This window comes from Streptacidiphilus pinicola (assembly GCF_003258295.1).
GTDB classification, from domain to species: Bacteria; Actinomycetota; Actinomycetes; order Streptomycetales; family Streptomycetaceae; genus Streptacidiphilus; species Streptacidiphilus pinicola.
The window spans coordinates 25,360-44,284 of record NZ_QKYN01000070.1; the positions used below are offsets into that span (position 1 = coordinate 25,360).

Annotated in this window: 15 protein-coding genes; 9 read left to right on the forward strand and 6 right to left on the reverse strand. The window is 71.8% G+C overall.

The genetic code is table 11. The annotated features are described in order from the left end of the window. Window positions 1-138 precede the first annotated feature (138 nt). The 3 genes from DN069_RS18190 (at window position 139) to DN069_RS18200 (ending at window position 4,695) form a co-directional block, all read left to right on the forward strand. Window positions 139-1,680 carry a chitinase gene (locus tag DN069_RS18190; RefSeq protein WP_111502076.1) on the forward strand — a complete coding sequence of 514 codons (1,542 nt, stop codon included), beginning with the start codon at window positions 139-141 and terminating at the stop codon, window positions 1,678-1,680. Window positions 1,681-1,801: 121 nt separating this feature from the next. After that, a complete protein-coding gene (locus DN069_RS18195; protein ID WP_111502077.1) occupies window positions 1,802-3,061 on the forward strand; it encodes an amino acid deaminase in 1,260 nt (419 codons plus the stop codon). Further along, on the forward strand, window positions 3,061-4,695 hold the full coding sequence (locus DN069_RS18200) for an N-acyl-D-amino-acid deacylase family protein (protein WP_111502078.1): 1,635 nt from the start codon (window positions 3,061-3,063) through the stop codon (window positions 4,693-4,695). The genes DN069_RS18195 and DN069_RS18200 overlap by 1 nt, the downstream gene beginning before the upstream one ends. On the opposite strand, the gene DN069_RS18205 is transcribed toward DN069_RS18200, so the two are convergent. Further along, the gene (locus DN069_RS18205; RefSeq protein ID WP_165845536.1) at window positions 4,661-6,082 is read right to left on the reverse strand and encodes a cellulase family glycosylhydrolase; all 1,422 of its coding nucleotides are present in this window, start codon (window positions 6,080-6,082) and stop codon (window positions 4,661-4,663) included. The genes DN069_RS18200 and DN069_RS18205 overlap by 35 nt on opposite strands. Before the next feature lie 110 nt (window positions 6,083-6,192). Between DN069_RS18205 and DN069_RS18210 the strand changes: the two genes are divergently transcribed. From DN069_RS18210 to DN069_RS18220, 3 genes are all read left to right on the forward strand, one after another. Continuing rightward, window positions 6,193-6,777, forward strand: coding sequence for a hypothetical protein (locus DN069_RS18210; RefSeq protein ID WP_111502080.1), 585 nt, complete (start codon window positions 6,193-6,195; stop codon window positions 6,775-6,777). An 11-nt stretch (window positions 6,778-6,788) separates the two neighbouring features. Next, the gene (locus DN069_RS18215; protein WP_111502081.1) at window positions 6,789-8,003 is read left to right on the forward strand and encodes a pyridoxal phosphate-dependent aminotransferase; all 1,215 of its coding nucleotides are present in this window, start codon (window positions 6,789-6,791) and stop codon (window positions 8,001-8,003) included. 71 nt (window positions 8,004-8,074) lie between these two features. Then, window positions 8,075-8,458 carry an SCO4983 family protein gene (locus DN069_RS18220; RefSeq protein ID WP_133259957.1) on the forward strand — a complete coding sequence of 128 codons (384 nt, stop codon included), beginning with the start codon at window positions 8,075-8,077 and terminating at the stop codon, window positions 8,456-8,458. 4 nt (window positions 8,459-8,462) lie between these two features. Here the strand turns inward: DN069_RS18220 and DN069_RS18225 are convergent, their stop codons facing one another. Continuing rightward, a complete protein-coding gene (locus DN069_RS18225) occupies window positions 8,463-10,298 on the reverse strand; it encodes a phosphoenolpyruvate carboxykinase (GTP) (protein ID WP_111502083.1) in 1,836 nt (611 codons plus the stop codon). A 182-nt stretch (window positions 10,299-10,480) separates the two neighbouring features. Between DN069_RS18225 and trhA the strand changes: the two genes are divergently transcribed. The 3 genes from trhA to DN069_RS18240 all read left to right on the forward strand — a co-directional run bounded on the left by trhA (window position 10,481) and on the right by DN069_RS18240 (window position 13,423). Beyond that, complete coding sequence (gene trhA, locus DN069_RS18230) at window positions 10,481-11,143, forward strand: PAQR family membrane homeostasis protein TrhA (RefSeq protein ID WP_111502084.1); 663 nt, start codon at window positions 10,481-10,483, stop codon at window positions 11,141-11,143. Between the two features lie 64 nt (window positions 11,144-11,207). After that, entirely contained in the window at window positions 11,208-12,755 is a 1,548-nt protein-coding gene (locus DN069_RS18235) for an MFS transporter (protein ID WP_111502085.1), read from the forward strand. Beyond that, the gene (locus DN069_RS18240) at window positions 12,752-13,423 is read left to right on the forward strand and encodes an acyl-CoA-like ligand-binding transcription factor (protein ID WP_243639393.1); all 672 of its coding nucleotides are present in this window, start codon (window positions 12,752-12,754) and stop codon (window positions 13,421-13,423) included. Before DN069_RS18235 ends, DN069_RS18240 begins: the two co-directional genes overlap by 4 nt. Window positions 13,424-13,445: 22 nt before the next feature. Here DN069_RS18240 and DN069_RS18245 read toward each other — a convergent pair whose 3' ends face one another. The 4 genes from DN069_RS18245 to DN069_RS18260 form a co-directional block, all read right to left on the reverse strand. After that, entirely contained in the window at window positions 13,446-15,461 is a 2,016-nt protein-coding gene (locus DN069_RS18245) for a thioredoxin domain-containing protein (RefSeq protein ID WP_111502087.1), read from the reverse strand. 63 nt (window positions 15,462-15,524) lie between these two features. Beyond that, a complete protein-coding gene (locus DN069_RS18250) occupies window positions 15,525-16,823 on the reverse strand; it encodes an ATP-grasp domain-containing protein (protein ID WP_133259958.1) in 1,299 nt (432 codons plus the stop codon). Between the two features lie 12 nt (window positions 16,824-16,835). Continuing rightward, entirely contained in the window at window positions 16,836-17,546 is a 711-nt protein-coding gene (gene epsC / locus DN069_RS18255; RefSeq protein ID WP_424556297.1) for a serine O-acetyltransferase EpsC, read from the reverse strand. Window positions 17,547-17,585: 39 nt separating this feature from the next. After that, window positions 17,586-18,791 carry an FAD-dependent oxidoreductase gene (locus DN069_RS18260; protein WP_111502089.1) on the reverse strand — a complete coding sequence of 402 codons (1,206 nt, stop codon included), beginning with the start codon at window positions 18,789-18,791 and terminating at the stop codon, window positions 17,586-17,588. Between the last annotated feature and the right edge of the window lie 134 nt (window positions 18,792-18,925).

Consider the following 18,925-nt stretch of genomic DNA (forward strand, 5'->3'; position numbering starts at 1 on the left):
CTAGACCACGGCATCACCTTAACCAGGCCTTAAGGCCACGGCGACACCCTTGACAGCGCAAATGGTCTAGTCCAACTTGTGTGGCGGGCTTCATCTTCCGTCTCTCCCCGCTTCCCCCACAGTTGGAGACAGACCCCTATGCCTTCTCCCCGCACGGTCAACGCCGCGCTGGCGACCGTCGCCGCGCTCGGCCTCGGCCTGACCGGCCTGGTCGCGCTCAGCGGCGGCGCGAGCGCCGACACCGCCAATCTCGTGGTCAACCCCGGTTTCGAGACCGGCACCCTGGCCAACTGGAACTGCGACGCCGGCACGGCGACGGTCAGCACCTCCACCGTCCACTCCGGCTCCCACGCGCTCGCGGCCACCCCCACGGCCTCCGACGACGCACAGTGCACGCAGACCATCAGCGTCCAGCCCAACTCCTCCTACACGCTGAGCGCCTGGGTCAACGGCCCGTACGCCTACCTGGGCACCCAGGGCGACGGCACGACCGACGTCAGCACCTGGTCCAACAGCAGCTCCTGGAACCAGCTCTCCACCAGCTTCACCACCGGCGCCAACACCACCAGCGTCACGGTCTACCTGCACGGCTGGTACGGGCAGTCGACCTACTACGCGGACGACGTGGCCCTGAGCGGTGCGGCCGGGCCGAGCCCGAGCCCGACCCAGACGCCGACGCAGACTCCGACCCCGACGCCGACCTCGAGCCCGACCCCCACCTCGACGCCCACCACGCCCACGCCCACGCCCACCCCGACCTCGACGCCGACCGGCAGCGGCGGCAGCGCCAAGCACTGGGTGACCGGCTACTGGCAGGACTTCGACAACGGCGCGACCGACCAGAAGATCAGCGACGTCAGCTCGCAGTACAACATCATCGCGGTCGCCTTCGCCAACGCCGACTCCGCCGGTGACGGCGGCATCACCTTCTCGCTCGACCCGACCCTGCAGAGCAAGCTCGGCGGCTACACCGACGCCCAGTTCAAGGCGGACATCGCCGCGAAGCAGGCGCAGGGCAAGAAGGTGATCCTCTCGGTCGGCGGCCAGAACGGCACCATCTCGATCACCAGCGCCGCCCAGGCCACCGCCTTCGCGAACAGCGCCTACTCGATCATCCAGCAGTACGGCTTCAACGGCGTGGACATCGACCTGGAGAACGGGATCAACCCGACCTACATGTCCTCCGCGCTGCACCAGCTGGCGTCGAAGGTCGGCTCGGGCTTCGTCCTGACGATGGCCCCGCAGACCATCGACGTGCTGAACTCCTCGTCCGACTACCTGGCCACCGCGCTGCAGGTGAAGGACATCCTCACCATCATGAACACCCAGTACTACAACTCGGGTTCCATGAACGGCTGTGACGGCGGCGTCTACAGCGAGGGCAGCGTCGACTTCATCACCACGCTGGCCTGCACCGCGATCCAGGCGGGCCTGAGCCCGAACCAGGTCGGCATCGGCGTCCCGGCCTCCAGCAGCGCGGCCGGCAGCGGCTACGTCGCCCCGTCCGTGGTCGAGAACGCGCTGAACTGCCTGGCCAAGGGCACCGGCTGCGGCACCTTCAAGCCCAGCACCACCTGGCCGACCATCGGCGGCGTGATGACCTGGTCGACCAACTGGGACGCCAGCAACGGCAACCAGTTCGCGAACAACGAGGGCGCCTTCACCAACGCGATGCCGTAACCACCGAAAGCCGAAAGGCCCGGCGCTCCGAGGGGGAGCGCCGGGCCTTTCCGTGCGTCGACCTACGCTGGCAGGATCTGCAACGACTGTTGCAGGGTGCGCAACCGAGAAGGAGCCCTTCATGGACCAGGCCGCGCTCGCCGCGCTGGGCGAGACCGTCGTCGACTGGCGCTTCAAGGGCATGCCGCTGGGCTCCCGCCTGACCGTCGACCAGATGACGTCCGCCAAGCTGAACCTCTTCGAGGACGGCTTCGTCACCCCGCTGCTCACCCTGGACGAGCAGGCCCTCGAACACAACCTGCAGCTGATGGCCGTCTGGGCCGACCGCCACGGCCTCGCGCACGCCCCGCACGGCAAGACGCCGCTGGCACCCCAGCTGTTCCAGCGGCAGCTGGAGCTGGGCGCCTGGGGCATCACCGCGGCCACGCCGAGCCATGTGCGGATGTACCGGCACTTCGGCGTGCGGCGCATCTTCCTCGGCAACGAGCTGGTCGACGCGCCCGCGCTGCGCTGGCTGAGCGAGGAGCTGGCGCGCGACCCGGAGTTCCGTTTCGTCTGCTACGTCGACTCGGTGCGCGGCGTCGAGCTGATGGACGCCGCGCTCACGCACCGCGTCGACGTCGTGGTCGAGCTCGGTGCGACCGGCTCCCGCACCGGCGTGCGGTCCTGGGTCGAGGCGGACGACGTGGCCCGGGCCGTCCGCTCCTCGCGGTGGCTCCGGCTGGTCGGCGTGGCCGGCTACGAGGGCACCCTGGCGGGCGTGGACGAGACGCGCGCCGCGGTGCGCGACTGGCTGCAGGAGCTGGTGAACACCGCGCACCTCTTCGACACCCACGGGTACTTCGCCGACGTGGACGAGATCGTCGTCAGCGCGGGCGGCAGCGAGCACTTCGACCTGGTCGCGGAGGCACTCACCGACCTGACCCTGGACCTCTCCCGCCCGGTGCTGCGACTGCTGCGCGCCGGTGCCTACGTCACCCACGACCACCTGCACTACGCGAAGATCACCCCGCTGACGGACGAGGACGAGCGGTTCCTCCCCGCGCTGAAGCTGTGGGCCCAGGTCGTCTCCCGCCCCGAGCCCGGCCTGGCACTGGTCAACGCGGGCAAGCGCGACGTGCCCTACGACCTCGGCCTGCCGATCCCGCTCCAGGTCCGCGACGCGCGGACCGGCCAGGTGCGCGCGGCCGAAGGGGTCGCCGTCACCAAGCTCTCCGACCAGCACGCCTTCGTGTCCGTCGCGCCGGAGGCGGAGCTGGAGGTCGGCGACTGGGTCGGCCTCGGCCTCTCGCACCCCTGCACGGCCTTCGAGAAGTGGCAGCTGATCCCCGTGGTGAACCGGTACGACCAGGTCGTCGACTACATCCGCACCTTCTTCTGATGCCCGCTCCGAGGACCGTCCTGCGCGGCGCGCTCGTCGTCGACGGCAGCGGCGGCGCACCCTACCGCGCCGACGCCGTCCTCGACGGCGGCCGGATCAGCACGCTGCACCGCGAGGGCGATCCGGGCCCGCGGCCGGGCGGCGGGCGGTTGCTCGACGCCGACGGGCTGGCGCTCGCGCCGGGCTTCGTCGACATGCACGCACACTCCGACCTGGCCCTGCTGACGGACCCGCGGCACGAGGCCAAGGTCGCCCAGGGCGTGACGCTGGAGGTGCTCGGGCAGGACGGGCTCTCCTACGCGCCCGTCGACGACGCCACCCTGGCCGCGTTGCGCCGCCAGCTCGCGGGCTGGAACGGCGACCCGTCCGACGCGGACTTCGACTGGAACTGGCGCAGCGTCGGCGCGTACCTGGCCCGGCTCGACACGCGGGGCCTCGCCGTCAACGCCGCCTACCTCGTTCCGCAGGGGACGCTGCGCGCGCTCGTGCTCGGCTGGGAGGACCGTCCGGCGACACCCGCCGAGCTGGACCGGATGCGCGCCCTGCTCGCGCAGGGCCTGGCCGAGGGCGCGGTCGGGATGTCGTCCGGGCTCACCTACACGCCCGGCATGTACGCCGACACGGCCGAACTCACCGCGCTGTGCCAGGTGGTGGCGGCGCACGGTGGCTACTGGTGTCCGCACCACCGCTCGTACGGCGCGGGCGCGCTGGAGGCCTACGCCGAGGTGGTCGGCATCGCCCGCGCCTCCGGCTGCGCGCTGCATCTCGCCCACGCCACCATGAACTTCGAGGTCAACCGCGGCCGGGCGGGCGAGTTGCTGGCGCTCGTCGACGCGGCCCTCGCCGAGGGCGTGGACCTCACCCTCGACAGCTACCCCTACCTCCCGGGCTCGACCACGCTCGCCGCGCTGCTGCCCGGCTGGGCGACGGCCGGCGGCCCGGCCGAGACGCTGCGCCGACTCGCCGACCCGGCGGCACGCGAACGGATCCGCGCCGACCTGGAGGTGCACGGCTCCGACGGCTGCCACGGCGTCGTCGCCGACTGGGACACCGTGCAGGTCAGCGGTGTCCGCGAGCCCGCCCTGCGCCCGGCCGTCGGCCTGACGGTGCGGCAGCTCGCGCGACGCGACGGCGTGGCGCCGTTCGAGGCGTTCGCCCGGCTGCTCGTCGAGGACGGCCTGGGAACCACGATCCTGCAGCACGTCGGCCACGAGGAGAACGTCCGCGCGATCATGCGTCACCCGGCGCACTGCGGCGGCAGCGACGGCCTGCTCGTCGGCGACCGCCCACACCCTCGTGCCTACGGCACCTTCCCCCGCTACCTGGGTACCTACGTCCGGGAGCTGGGCGTGCTCTCGCTGCCGGAGGCGGTCCGGCACCTCGCCGCGACCCCGGCCCGACGGCTCGGCCTGCGCGACCGCGGCCAGGTGCGCGAGGGGTGGGTCGCGGACCTGGTGCTCCTCGACCCGGAGACGGTCGCCGAGGAGGCCACCTTCGACGAGCCGCGCCGGCTCCCGCGCGGGATCCCCTACGTCTTCGTGAACGGCGTCGCGACCATGGACGACGGCCGGCGGACGGAGGCGCTGCCCGGCCGGGCACTCACCCGACGTTCTGCGTCTGCGAGGCCGGCGTGAGCCGCAGGGTGTGCACCGTGCCCGGCGTCGGACGGTCGACCGTCAGCGCGAGGATGTGGCGGCCCGGGTCCCAGGTGGCGTTGTACTCCGCGTCGAAGTCGATCTGCGGGCCGAAGGGGAAGTCGGACGGCGGCAGGTAGACGTCCGTGCTGCCAGTGACCCCGGGCTCGTCGCGGAACTGCAGCGTGAAGACCAGGGTGCCCTTGTCGTAGTCGAACTCCACCGGCGCGCCCGCGACCACGCGCGGGTACGCCGTCTCCAGCACCCCCGCGATGTCCGCCGCCTTTCCGGGTTTCGCCCACGGCGACCAGGGGCCGGGCACGTCCGTGCAGCAGGCCGAGCCCACCATCAGCCGGTCCAGCAGCGCCTGGACGTGGTCGACGTACAGGTGCGCGCCGGGGGCGGTGAAGTCCATGCCCCAACCGCCCACCAGCAGCGGTGCGTTCAGCCGCTTGGCGGTACGGGCGGCCTGGATGGCCCAGGAGTTGACGAAGCGGTCGGCCCAGAAGGCGCCGCTGCCGGAGTAGCCGCCGTGCGGGTCGACCGGCGCGGGGTGGAGCTGCGGCGCGTAGCCGATGCGGGCCGCGCCGTGGCGCGGATCCGGCAGGTAGGGCAGGGCACTGGGCAGTCCCGCGTCGGCGGAGTCGGCCTCGGGCTCGACGAAGAGCCAGCGGTCCGGGTCGACGGCGCGGACGCGGGCGATGACGCGTTCGTAGAGGGCGGCCAGCGCGCCCGTCTCGAAGGCCGGGCCCTGCAGGGATCCGCCCCAGGGGCGGTCCAGCAGGTCGTAGCCGACGAGCGCGTCGGCCACGGTCGACGGTCCGGAGGCGCGCGGGAGGTGCGCGCCGAGGTAGCTCGCGACGTGCGCCCAGGCCGCGGCGTAGCGGTCCTGCAGGTCGGGGGCGTCGCCGAGGGTGCGCCAGAACTCGTCGGCCGCGTGGATGCGGGCAGCGTCCACGGCTGCCGGGGCGGCGGCGCTGCCGGGCGGCGGACCGTAGGCGTCCTGCGTCATCGCGAGCAGGACGTGGTCGCCCGCGGCCGCGTAGCGCTCGATGCGCAGCACCAGATCGGCGAGGTAGGCGTCGTCGTAGTGGCCCGGGCGCGGTTCGACGCGGCTCCAGTGCAGCAGGATCCGGGTGAAGTCGTCACCGAGCAGCGCGAGTTCGTCCGAGGGGGAGGGTGCGGGCGTCGCGGCGCCGGAGTCGTCGGCGTTCAGGCCGTAGAGGATCAGCGTCCGCCCCTGGGCGTCCGTCAGGAACCGCGGCCCCGTCGCGCCGACTGCCGCGGGCGTGCCCAGCCGCAGCAGCAGTCCCGCCGCGCAGGCGAGGACCGCCAGGCCCGTGACCCATCGACGCAGCCGTCCCCGCACCCGCCACCCCCCTGCCACCAGGCTGATCGTAGATCCACAACCTTGGAGTGCGCAGGGAGTCGCAGCGATTGTGTACCAACTTCCCGGGCGGGCGCCCCGGAAGCGCGCGGACGCTCTACAGTCCGGGCATGACGCCGCCGCTCGACCGACCCCGTTCCGTGCTGCTCACGGGTCTGACCGCCGCGCTGCTGCTGGTGCTGGCGCTCGGCACGGGCACGGTGTGGCTGTGGCTCACGGACTCGTTCCCCTCCGTGCTGCACGACGCCGCGCTGGGCGTGCCGCCGTTCCTGCCGGGGCTGCGGCCGGACCCGCGCGGGGACAGCACCTGGGCGTTCACCCTCGCTGAGGACTTCGCGGCGCTACTGCTGGTCGGCACGGTCGTGCTGCGGCTGCGCTCGCTCGTGGTGCGCCGCCCGTACGCGGGGGCGTGGCAGCGGTTGGGCGCGGGCTGGGCCGCGGTGGTGCTGGGCGGGGCGGTCGCCGGGGTGTTCCGCGGGCTGGCGCTGGCGCGGATGACCGCCGCCGGGCCGCTCGGGTGGACCGTCCACCCGGTGGCCGGGGCGCTGGCCGGGGCGCTGTGGGGCCTTGCCCTGGGCTGGATCGTCGGACTGTCCGTCGCGCTGGTCGGCAACCGGCGCCTCCGGGGGCTGCGCCGTCTCCAGGGCTTCTCACATGGCGAAAATCACCGCGCAGCCGGTATGACGAGGCAGTAGGCTGCATCGGTATGCAGGTGATCCAGTCCAGCAAGCTCGCCAACGTCTGCTACGACATCCGTGGCCCGATCCTCGACGAGGCCATGCGGCTTGAGGACGAGGGCCACCGCATCCTGAAGCTGAACACCGGAAACCCGGCACCGTTCGGCTTCGAGGCGCCGCCGGAGATCCTCCAGGACATCGTGCGCAACCTCTCCGGAGCGCACGGCTACGGCGACTCCAAGGGCCTGCTCTCCGCCCGCCGCGCCGTGGTCATGCACTACGAGGAGCGCGGGCTGCACGGTCTGACCGTCGAGGACGTCTACATCGGCAACGGCGCGTCCGAGCTGATCCAGATGGCCATGCAGGCGCTGCTGGACGACGGGGACGAGGTCCTCGTCCCCTCCCCCGACTACCCGCTGTGGACGGCGGCGATCAGCCTCTCCGGCGGGACGGCGGTCCACTACCGCTGCGACGAGCAGGCGGACTGGTTCCCCGACCTCGCCGACATCGAGTCGAAGATCACCGACCGCACCCGCGGCATCGTGATCATCAACCCGAACAACCCGACCGGTGCGGTCTACCCGGTCGAGCTGCTGGAGAGCCTGGTCGAGATCGCCCGCCGGCACAACCTGATCGTCTACTCGGACGAGATCTACGACAAGATCCTCTACGACGACGCCGAGCACACCTCCACCGCCGTGCTCGCCCCTGACCTGCTCTGCCTGACCTTCAACGGCATGTCCAAGGCCTACCGGGTGGCCGGCTTCCGCAGCGGCTGGATGACCATCTCCGGCCCGAAGGAGGAGGCCCGCAGCTACATCGAGGGCCTCACCACGCTCGCCACCATGCGTCTGTGCGCCAACATGCCCTCGCAGCACGCGATCGCCGCGGCGCTCGGCGGCCGTCAGTCGATCAAGGACCTGATCCTGCCCGGCGGCCGGCTGCGCGAGCAGCGCGACATCGCCTGGAAGATGCTCAACGACATCCCGGGCGTCTCCTGCGTGAAGCCGAAGGGCGCGCTCTACGCCTTCCCACGGCTGGACCCGAAGGTCTACAAGATCAAGGACGACGCCCAGATGGTGCTGGACCTGCTGAAGCAGCAACACATCTACGTCGTCCAGGGCACCGGCTTCAACTGGCCGGACCCGGACCACTTCCGTCTGGTCACGCTGCCGCACGCAGAGGACCTGGCCGAGGCGATCGAGAGGATCGGCGTCTTCCTGTCGACCTACTCCCAGCCCTAGGTTCTGGCAGCCCAGATTCTCAGCCCTAGAGACAAGCTTGTTTTAGACAAGGTCTAAGTTAGGCTGTTCGTATGTACGAGCAGCCGAAGACCCGACCCGTCGTGCGACGACATGGCAGTGTGCCGACGTCGCCGCGGGTCAGCGGACTGCGCGGGCAGCTGGCCGGACATCTCGCGGCGTTGCTCGACGTCACCCGCGAACTCAACGAACGCACCGGCGGTCTCGAGGACGCCGCGGCGTCCCTGACCGCGCGCCTCGCCGAACTCGGCACGCACCTGCCGCCGCGCGCGGCGGTCGCCTACCCGTCGGACCTCGACGCCCTGCACGCCCAGGCCTTCGACCTGGCCGGCCGGGTGCTCGTCGTCGCGGCGTCCCAGCAGGACACCCGGACGGCGATACTCGCGTGCCGCCGTATGGACTTCCACACGGCGGCACGCGAAACGGCTACTGCCTAGAGGCTCAACCCAGGCGCTGGGTCAGCTTCTCGTACTCGTCCCACAGCGCCTTCGGCGTGTGCTCGCCGAACAGCTCCAGGTGCTCGGGGATGAGTGCGGCCTCCTGCTTCCAGATGTCACGGTCGACGGAGAGCAGCAGGTCGAGGTCGGCCTGGTTGATCGTGAGGCCGTCCAGGTCCAGCGCGGCCTCGGTCGGCAGGACTCCGATCGGGGACTCGACGCCCTCGGCCGTACCCTCGAGACGCTCGACGATCCACTTGAGCACGCGGCTGTTCTCGCCGAAGCCCGGCCAGACGAACTTGCCGTCGGCGTTCTTGCGGAACCAGTTGACGTAGTAGATCTTCGGCAGCTTGGCGGCGTCGGCGTTCTCGCCGATCTCCAGCCAGTGGGCGAAGTAGTCACCCATGTTGTAGCCGCAGAAGGGCAGCATCGCGAAGGGGTCGCGGCGCAGCTTGCCGACGGTGCCCTCGGCGGCGGCAGTCTGCTCCGAGGCGACGTTGGCGCCCAGGAAGACGCCGTGCTGCCAGTCGAAGGACTCCGTCACCAGCGGAACCGCGCTGGCGCGGCGGCCGCCGAAGAGGATGGCCGAGATCGGCACACCCGCCGGGTCCTCCCACTCCGGGGCGATGGTGGGGCACTGGCTGGCCGGAACGGTGAACCGGGCGTTGGGGTGCGCCGCCGGGGTCTCCGAAGCGGGGGTCCAGGAGTTGCCCTTCCAGTCCGTGAGGTGCGCGGGCTTGTCCTCGGTCATGCCCTCCCACCACACGTCGCCGTCGTCGGTGAGCGCCACGTTGGTGAAGACCGTGTTGGCGTACATCGAGTCGATGGCGTTGGCGTTCGTGTCGCGGCCCGTCCCGGGCGCGACGCCGAAGAAGCCGGCCTCGGGGTTGATCGCGTAGAGGCGGCCGTCCGCACCGAACCGCATCCAGGCGATGTCGTCGCCGATGGTCTCGACCTTCCAGCCCGGGATGGTCGGCTGGAGCATGGCCAGGTTGGTCTTGCCGCAGGCGCTGGGGAACGCGGCGGCGACGTACTTGGCCTCACCGGACGGCGGGGTGAGCTTCAGCACCAGCATGTGCTCGGCCAGCCAGCCCTCGTCACGGGCCATGGTCGAGGCGATGCGCAGCGCGTAGCACTTCTTGCCGAGCAGGGCGTTGCCGCCGTAGCCGGAGCCGTAGGACCAGATCTCCTTGGTCTCCGGGAAGTGCGAGATGTACTTGGTCTCGTTGCACGGCCACGCCACGTCGGCCTCGCCCTCCGCCAGCGGAGCGCCGAGGGTGTGCACGGCCTTGACGAAGTCGCCGTCCTCACCGAGGTAGTCGAGCACGGCCTGACCCATGCGGGTCATCGTGCGCATCGACACGGCGACGTAGGCGGAGTCGGTGATCTCGACGCCGTAGGCGGCCAGCGGCGAGCCCACGGGACCCATGGAGAACGGCACCACGTACATGGTGCGGCCCTTCATGGAGCCCTTGAAGATGTCGCCGAAGACGGCGCGCATCTCGGCGGGCGCCTTCCAGTGGTTGGTCGGACCGGCGTCCTTCTCCTCCTCGGAGCAGATGAACGTGCGGTCCTCGACGCGCGCGACGTCGCGCGGGTCCGAGGCGGCGTAGTAGGAGTTGGGCCGCTTCTCCTCGTTGAGCTTGCGGAAGGTGCCCTTCTCGACAAGCAGCTCGCACAGACGCTGGTACTCGGCTTCAGAGCCGTCGCACCATTCGATCCGGTCCGGCTGGGTGAGCTCTGCGATCTCGTTTACCCAGGCCAGCAGCTTCGTGTGCTTGGTCGGGGCAGCATTGACCAGGGCAGAGTTCTCGTTCGGCACGATCGCTCCGTTTCCCATCCGGTCGTCCTTGAACGGATGGTGAGGGGTTGAGGGTCTTCGCAGCGTATCCCCGATGTCGGCGAAGTGACACACCGCCCCCTGTGTGAGAACCACAACACCGCAGGTCAGCGTCACTTTGACGAGAACTCGGGCAGACCTACCAGTAGGTAACCTACGGGTCCGTAGGTATGCTTCGGAACATGACTGCAGGGGTGGAAATGACGGAGCGGAATTCACCGCCGAAGCCCGCGATGCGCGGCTGGTTGCACGCCGGAATGTTCCCGGCGACGATCGCCGCCGGAATCGTGCTGATCTGCCTGGCCACGACCACCGCGGCGCGCCTCGCCTGCGCGGTCTACGCGGCCAGCGCGTGGATGCTCTTCGGCATCAGCGCGCTCTACCACCGCTTCAACTGGGGCCCGCGTGGCGAGGCCGTGCTGCGGCGCCTCGACCACAGCAACATCTTCCTGATCATCGCCGGCACCTACACCCCGGTCACCATCCTGCTGCTGCACGGCGCGCGGCAGCAGGTGCTGCTGTGGCTGGTCTGGGCGGGCGCGCTGGCCGGGATCGCCTTCCGCGTCTTCTGGGTCGGCGCGCCACGCTGGCTCTACACCCCGTGCTACCTGGCGCTCGGCTGGGCCGCCGTCTTCTTCCTGCCGGACTTCTTCCACAGCGGCGGCGTCGCGGTGACGGTGCTGATCATCGTCGGCGGCCTGCTCTACAGCGTCGGTGGCGTCATCTACGGCCTCAAGCGGCCGGACCCCTCGCCGCGCTGGTTCGGCTTCCACGAGGTCTTCCACGCGTGCACGCTCGCGGCGTTCATCGTGCAGTTCGTGGGGGTGTCGCTCGTCGCCATGTAAGCGATTGACACCCTCTGCTTTTTGAGAGTTACTGTCATAAGACAGTGACTTCTAGGGGGCTGCCATGAGCACGGACGCAAGCGTCAGCACCACCGCACCGACGGACACCGCCGCACCACCGAACCCTCGGCGCTGGTGGGCCCTGGCCGCCGTCTGCCTGAGCGTGCTCGTGCTCGGCTTCGACGGCACCATCCTCAACGTCGCCCTGCCCGACCTGGCGGTCCAGCTGCACGCCGGCACCGGGCAGCTGCAGTGGATCGTCGACGCCTACCTGGTCGTCTTCGCCGCCGCGATGCTGCCGGCCGGCCTGCTCGGCGACCGCTTCGGGCGGCGCCGGCTGCTCATCGGCGGCCTGGTGCTCTTCGGCATCGCCTCGCTGGTCGGCACGCTCGCGCACTCCGCCGACACGCTCATCGCCGTCCGCGCGGTGATGGGCCTCGGCGGCGCGTTCATCATGCCGCTCGGCATCGCCATCCTGCCGAGCCTGTTCACCCCCGCCGAGCGGCCGCGCGCGGTGGCCGTGATGACGGCGGGCATGGCGGTCGGCATGCCGCTCGGCCCGATGCTGGGCGGGCTGCTGCTCAACCACTTCTGGTGGGGCTCGATCTTCCTGATCAACGTGCCGCTGATCGCCGTCGGGATCACCGCCTGCCTGTGGCTGGTGCCCGAGTCCCGCGACCCCTCGGTGCCCCGGATCGACGTGCTCGGCGCGGTCGTCGGTGTGCTGGGCCTCGGCGCGCTCACCTTCGGCATCATCCAGGGCCCGAGCGACGGCTGGGGTTCCGCGCAGGTGGTCGCCCCGCTCGTGGCGTCCGTACTGCTGCTCGGCTTCCTGGTCCGCCGGGAGCGCACCCAGCCGCACCCGATGGTCGACTTCACGCTGCTGGCCGACCGCGTCTACCGCTGGAGCACCATGGCCTCGGTGCTGGTCTCCTTCGTGCTGATGGGCGGCCTGTTCGTGCTGCCGCAGTACCTGCAGTCCGTCCTCGGCCACGACGCCCTCGGCACCGGCATCCGGCTGATGCCGCTGATGGGCGGTCTGCTCGTCGCGGCGCGGGCCGCGGAGCGGCTGGTCGCCAAGCTGTCGGTCCGTTGGGTCGTCGCCGCGGGCATGCTCGTCGTCGCCGTCTCGATGCTGCTCGGCGCCTCGACCACCACCGGCGACGGCTACGGCCGCACGGCGGTGTGGCTCGCGCTGCTCGGCGTCGGCATGGGCTTCACCATGGTCCCGGCGATGGGCGCGGCGATGGCCGCGCTCCCCGACGACCGCGCCGGCGTCGGCTCCGGCCTGCTGCAGACGCTGCGTCAGTCCGCGAGCGCGATCGGCGTCGCCCTGCTGGGCAGCCTGCTGGCCGGCGCGTACACCGCGCGCCTGGACACCGGCCGGCTGCCGCAGCCACTGGCCCACACGGCGAGCGGCTCGGTCTCGGCAGCGCAGGCGGTCGCGGACAGGCTCCACGACACGGCGCTGGCCGCGTCCGCGCACGCCGCGTTCGTCCACGGCATGGACCTGGTGTTGCTGGCCTGCGGCATCGGCGCGGCGCTCTCGGCGGCGTTGATCGCCTGGCGGATGCCCGGCGCGGGGGGCGGTGCGGGAGAATCCGAGGCATGAGTCCCACCGGTCCCACCCTCCCCCGGCCTTCGGCCGGGGGTACCCCCATGTCCGCCGGCTCCGAGCTGGAGCAGCTGCTCGAAGCTCCGCTGGGCCTGCGCGAGCGCAAGAAGCTGAAGACCCGCCGGGCGATCCGCGCGGCGGCCTTCCGCCTCTTCGCCGAGCAGGGTTACGAGACCACGACGGTCGACCAGATCGCGGCGGAGGCGGAGGTCTCGCCCAGCACGTTCTTCCGCTACTTCCCGGCCAAGGAAGACCTGGTCATCAGCGACGACTACGACCCGCTGCTGGAGGCCGCGTTCCGCGCCCGCCCGAGGGACGAACCCCTGGTCGAGTCGATCCGGCAGGCGATGATCGAGCCCCTGCGCCGGATCCTCGCGGCGGAGCACGACGACGTGCTGCTGCGGATGCGGCTCTACCGGGAGGTCCCGTCGATCCGCGCCCGCGCCCTGGTGGGCCAGCAGGAGAGCGCCACCATGATGTGCGGTCTCCTCGCGGAACGCACCGGCGAACCCGCGGACGGCTTGCGGCTGCGCGCCGTCGTGTCGGCGATCCTGGCGGCGTCCTCGGAGGCGGTCCTCTACTGGTCGGAACGGGACGGCCGCGAGGACATGGCCGATCTGCTGAGCTCGGCGATCTCGGCCCTCGGCGACGCTTTCGGCGGATGAGGTCGTGGCAACGCCCCCGGGGTCACTCGTCCGGCGTCGCGCTCAAGCCCGCGCGGAGCCATGTCGGGTCGGTGAGTGGGGCGTCGCAGGTGAAGCGACGGCAGACGTAGGCGGCCGGGGCGCCGTCGACCAAGGGCTGGTCGGCGGACGCCGCGGTGACGACCAGGCCGGGGGCCGTCGCGGCGAGAGCCGCCCCGCGGAGGGTGATCGTCGCGGGGTCGTCGGGGGCACCCGCGAGAGCGACCTTGCGGGGGCCGTCGAGAAGGGCCTCGGCCGCGGCGAGGCCCCAGCCGACGAAGCGCGGGGCCTGCCCCGCAAGGGGCGTCACCACCGTCAACGCCCGCTCCGCGGCCGCGCGGTGGCGCTCGGAGTCGGTCAGCGCGGCGTAGGAGAGCAGGGCCGCCGCCGCGGCCGTCCAGCCGGACGGGGACGCGTTGTCGGTCGGGTCCTGCGGGCGGCGGATCAGCGGCTCCGCGTCGGCGGCCGTGTCGTAGAGCGCGCCTGACGCCGCGTCGGCGAACTGGTCCAGCACCACCTCCAGCAGCTCGCCCGCCACCTCCAGCCAGCGCGCGTCTCCGGTGACGCCGTGCAGCGTGAGCAGGCCCTCCGCCACGTCGCCGTAGTCCTCCAGGACGCCGGTGTTGGCCCCGGCCACGCCGTCGCGGGAGGTGCGCAGCAGCCGGCCGTTCTCGTCGCGGTGGACACCGATCAGCAGCGCGGCGGAGACCACGGCCGCGTCGAGGAGGTCGGGGCGGTCCAGCAGCGCGCCGGCCTCGGCCAGCGCGGCGACGGCGAGGCCGTTCCACGCGGCGACGACCTTGTCGTCCCGCGCGGGGCGCGGCCGCAGCTCCCGGGCGGCGAAGAGGCGCGCGCGCAGCTCCTCGTCGGAGGCGTCCGGCTCCTCCTCCCCCGGCCACTGCAGCACCGAGGCGCCCTCCTCGAAGGTGCCCTGCGGGGTGACGCCGTAGCGCTCGGCCGCGCGCCGCCCGTCCTCCTCACCGAGCGCGGCGACCAGCTGCTCCGGCGTCCAGACGTAGAAGGCGCCCTCGCGGCTGCGACCCTCGGCGTCGGCGCTGTCCGCGTCCAGCGCGGAGGCGAAACCGCCCTCGGGGGTGCGCAGTTCGCGCAGCAGGAAGTCGCCGGTGCCCTCGGCGACACGGCGCGCGAGCGGGCTGCCGGTGGCGCGCCACAGGTGCAGGTAGGCGCGGAGCAGCAGGGCGTTGTCGTACAGCATCTTCTCGAAGTGCGGCACGACCCACTTCGCGTCCACGGAGTAGCGGGCGAAGCCGCCGCCGAGCTGGTCGTGGATGCCGCCGCGGGCCATCGCCGCGCAGGTGCGCTCGACCAGGTCGAGCGCGGCGCCCGAGCCGGTCGCCGCGTGGTGGCGCAGCAGGAACTCCAGCACCATCGACGGCGGGAACTTGGGCGCGCCGCCGAAGCCGCCGTTCCGCTCGTCGAACTCCCGGCCCAGCCCGGCCAGCGCCTGCCGCATCGCCTCCCGCCCCGGCACCTCCGCCCCGGCGAGCCCGGCGTAGACGCCGGCGCGCCCGGCGAGCTCGTTCACGATCCGGCCGGCCACCTCGGCGACCTCCTCGCGCCGTCCGCGCCACGCCTCGTCGACGCCCTCCAGTACCTGCCGGAACGAGGGCATCCCGTGCCGGGGCTCCGGCGGGAAGTAGGTGCCGAAGTAGAACGGCGCCCCGTCGGACGTCAGGAACACCGTCATCGGCCACCCGCCCTGCCCGGTGGCGGCCTGCACCGCCTCCATGTACACGGCGTCGACGTCCGGCCGCTCCTCGCGGTCCACCTTGACGGGCACGAAGTGCGCGTTCAGGTACTCCGCGAGGCCGGCGTCCTCGAAGCTCTCGTGCGCCATGACGTGACACCAGTGGCAGGCGGCGTACCCAACGCTCAGCAGGACCGGCACGTCGCGTCGTGCCGCCTCCGCGAACGCCTCCGGCCCCCACTCCCACCAGTCCACCGGGTTGTCAGCGTGCTGCAGCAGATAAGGCGACGTCGCGCCGGCGAGACGGTTCACGCCGCCACCCTACTCACGGCAGGCGGGACACCCGGGTAAGCCGCGGGCCACCGTCAGCGCCGACTACACCGCCGCCCTGGCTCCGGGAAGGGCGACGCGGGCGTCACGCAGGGCGCCGTCCGCACCACGGACCTGGATCCGGATGGTGTCCTGGAGGACCGCGTCGGCGCGGCGGACCGCCAGGTCGGTGGTCGCGGCCGTCGCGGCCACCAGGCCCAGGCGGTCCCAGGAGTTCTCGACGCCGCGGACGGCGTCGCCCGGCTTCACCCACATCTGGGCCGTCAGGACACCCGGCTCCGCTCGCGCGTCCTCGACTCCGGTGATGGACTCCACCTGTCCCGGGCCGCTGACCAGGAACCGGACGGCGGCGGCGCGCTGCGCCCGCGGTGGCGGGGAGAGCTCGGGCACCAGGCCGAACGGCCAGCCGAGCGCGTAGGTCTCCAGGTCGATTCCGTAGGCGCCACGCACGAGTTCCTTGATGGCGCCGCCGCCGTAGCGGTTGTGCGACTCGATGACGACCGGCCCCCGCTCACTGAGCCTGAACTCGGTGTGCGCGGGCCCGTTGCGCAGCTCCATGGCGTCGAGGAACCGGCTGGTGGCGTCAGCGATGGTGGCCTCGGCGGCGGCGTCCAGCCGCGAAGGCATGACGTGGGAGAAGGCCGCGAAGCTGTCGGCGGCGAGATGGGTCTCGGTGATGCCGACCACCACATGGCGACCGTCGAAACTGAAGGACTCCGCGCTGAACTGCGGCCCCTCGACGTACTCCTCCATCATGAAACCGTCGAGGGCGAACGGCATGCTCGTGCGGGCCATGGGTTGCCCGTTCAGCGCGCTCACGGTCTCCCACGCCGTGTCCGCCGCCTCGGGGCCGGTGACCCGGAACACCCCGTAACTTCCGGTGCCGTTCCTCGGCTTGACGACGAACGGGAAGCCGTGGCGATCGGCGAACTCGTCGAGGTCGGACCGCTTCGTCAGCGGCGCCGCGCCGGCGGTCGCCGCACCGTTGCCGGCCGCGACCAGGCGCCGGCGCATCGCCAGCTTGTCCCGGAAGCGCCTGGCCGCCTCGAGCCCGGTGCCGCCCAGACCGAACAGGTCGTTGAGGAAACCCGCGCCCTCCAGGCCGGGCTCGGTGAGGGAGAGCACAGCGGTGAAACCCGTCGTGCTCCACAGCTCACGGGCCGCCGTCTCCAACGCGGTCAACTCCGTGTAGTCCACGGCCCGGACGGCGTCGGCCGGTTCGCACGGGGCCTCCGCGAGCCGCTCGGGATGCTGGAGCACGAGGACGCCAAGGCCCAGGTCCTTCGCCTTCCTCACCGAGGCCTCGGTGGCGCCGACGAGAAGCACCGTCGAATCTGCTTGCACGCTCACTCCACTTCAGGGCAGCCAGGAAATGCTGGGTAGGGTGTCGTGCGATTTCCGCAGCGCCTTCGCGGCCACCACGTGCGTGCCGGCGGGCACGTCCGTCATGACGAGGGCTTGCGCCCCGATGACCGCCTTGTCGCCGATGTCGACCGGTCCGAGGACGGTGGCGCCGGCCCCCAGCACGGCACCGCTGCCCACGACCGGGTGACGCCGTTCTCCGGGCAGCCTGCGGTTGTCCCGCCACCAGCCGACCGCTCCGAGCGTGACCTGGTGATAGATGGTCACGTCGTCGCCCACCACCGCCGTTTCGCCGATCACCACGGCCGCACCGTGGTCGATCAGTACGCGGCGGCCCAGGGTGGCCCCGGGATGGATCTCCGTGCCGGTGATCGCCCGGGCGCAGGTCATCAGGGCGCGCGCGGTCAGCCGAGCGCCTCGTTCGTGGAGCAGGTGCGCCACACGGTGGACGAACAGGGCCGGCAGCGCCGGATGCAGCAGGGCTTCCGCGAGCGACTTGATGGACGGGTCACGCTCCATGACGGTGCGGACGTCCTCGGCGCAGAGGCGGACCAGATCCGCCGGCCGGTACCGCTCCGGTGCGTCGGGCTTCGGGTCCGGTTCCGGCCCCCCGGGATCGGACGTGAGCCCGGTGAGGACAGCGCCCGTCGGTACGTGCGCGTCGAGCCGGGACGGAGCTGGTCTGGGTCGGCTTCGCCTGTTCATGGTGGACTCCCGGCTGTGTGGCTGGCGGCGTCGGCGGGGTTACGCCGCGACGGCGGGGACGGCCCACCGCGTGACCTCGTGGAGCGCCGCGTCCTTGCGCCCGCGCAGACTCATGGTGGTGTTGCGTACGAGCGACTGGACCTTGCCCGTGCCCTGGTCCAGCAGGCCCTGGCGGCGGGAGAGGAGCACCACCCGGGTGGTGCGTTCCACGCGCTGACGCTGGTAGGCGTGGAGCGCGGTGCCGAAGTCGCCACGGTCGCCGTTCACGACGTGCGTGCGCAGCTCCGAGGCGAGGACGACGGCGTCCTCCAGCGCCATGTTGGTCGCCTGCCCGAGGGCCGGGGCCATGGGGTGTGCCGCGTCGCCGAGCAGGACCACGCGGCCGTCCACCCACTGCGACACGGGGTCGCGGTCGTGGACGTCCGTGACCGCGATGTCGGCGGGGTCGCTGCCGGTGATCAGCCGCACGATGTCGGCGGGCCAGCCGGCGATCTGCTCCGCCAGGGCTCGCTGCGCCGCCTCCTGGCCGAGCGGACGCCAGACACCGGGGGGAGCGGTGATCTTGGCGGTCCAGTAGAGCGTGCCGTCGGCGGTCACCGGAGCGGCGAAGATCTGGACGCCGTTCCCGTTGGCCACGAAGCCCTGCGGCCAGGGCCAGTCGCCCGGCGTGTGGCCGCGCACCGAGCTGTAGCCGCAGTACCGGGGCGGTCCGTCCGCGACCATCCGCTCGCGCACGGAGGACCAGATCCCGTCCGCGGCCACCAGCAGGTCCGTGGAGTGGGCGCTGCCGTCGGACAGTCGCACGGACACCGCGTCGTCGGCCCCCGCGTAGTCGCTCAGCACGGTGCCCATCCGGAGCTCGACACCGGCGGAGACGACGTCCTCGACCAGCGCCTCCTGGACGGCGGTGCGCAGGATGGAGACCGACGGGGTTCCGTCGGGCCATCCCAGTCGGCCGATCTTCTCGCGGGCGAGGACCCGGCCGGAGGAGCTCAGCAGCAACCGCTCCTCGTCCGGCCCGATCACGTGCCCGGTGTCACGGATGCGCCGGCCCAGCCGACGGCTGATGGCATCCGCCGCGGCGATGCCGTTCGGGTAGAGCATCAGGCCCGAGCCGCCGGGCTCGAAGCTCGGTGCGCGCTCGACGACCGTCACCTGGAGGCCGGAACGTGCGAGTGCCGCCGCTGCGGCCAGCCCGCCGATGCCGCCGCCCACGACCATCGCGGTGAATCGCCTGGCCGTCATGACCGCACCGCCAGGCCCGCCGGATTCTCGGTGCCCCTGTCATACATAAGTACAAGGATGTGGGATCCGGGCTGTTCTTCCATCTCCGATATTGCTCAGCCGAATGGCGCCGACCGAGAAAACGCCACCGCCCG

Bases quoted from the DNA above. Each gene is read 5' to 3' on its own strand.
- DN069_RS18190 (WP_111502076.1), top strand. From the start codon at position 139: ATGCCTTCTCCCCGCACGGTCAACGCCGCGCTGGCGACCGTCGCCGCG.
- DN069_RS18195 (WP_111502077.1), top strand. From the start codon at position 1,802: ATGGACCAGGCCGCGCTCGCCGCGCTGGGCGAGACCGTCGTCGACTGG.
- DN069_RS18200 (WP_111502078.1), top strand. From the start codon at position 3,061: ATGCCCGCTCCGAGGACCGTCCTGCGCGGCGCGCTCGTCGTCGACGGC.
- DN069_RS18210 (WP_111502080.1), top strand. From the start codon at position 6,193: ATGACGCCGCCGCTCGACCGACCCCGTTCCGTGCTGCTCACGGGTCTG.
- DN069_RS18215 (WP_111502081.1), top strand. From the start codon at position 6,789: ATGCAGGTGATCCAGTCCAGCAAGCTCGCCAACGTCTGCTACGACATC.
- DN069_RS18220 (WP_133259957.1), top strand. From the start codon at position 8,075: ATGTACGAGCAGCCGAAGACCCGACCCGTCGTGCGACGACATGGCAGT.
- DN069_RS18225 (WP_111502083.1), bottom strand. From the start codon at position 10,298: ATGGGAAACGGAGCGATCGTGCCGAACGAGAACTCTGCCCTGGTCAAT.
- trhA (WP_111502084.1), top strand. From the start codon at position 10,481: ATGACTGCAGGGGTGGAAATGACGGAGCGGAATTCACCGCCGAAGCCC.
- DN069_RS18235 (WP_111502085.1), top strand. From the start codon at position 11,208: ATGAGCACGGACGCAAGCGTCAGCACCACCGCACCGACGGACACCGCC.
- DN069_RS18240 (WP_243639393.1), top strand. From the start codon at position 12,752: ATGAGTCCCACCGGTCCCACCCTCCCCCGGCCTTCGGCCGGGGGTACC.
- epsC (WP_424556297.1), bottom strand. From the start codon at position 17,546: ATGAACAGGCGAAGCCGACCCAGACCAGCTCCGTCCCGGCTCGACGCG.
- DN069_RS18260 (WP_111502089.1), bottom strand. From the start codon at position 18,791: ATGACGGCCAGGCGATTCACCGCGATGGTCGTGGGCGGCGGCATCGGC.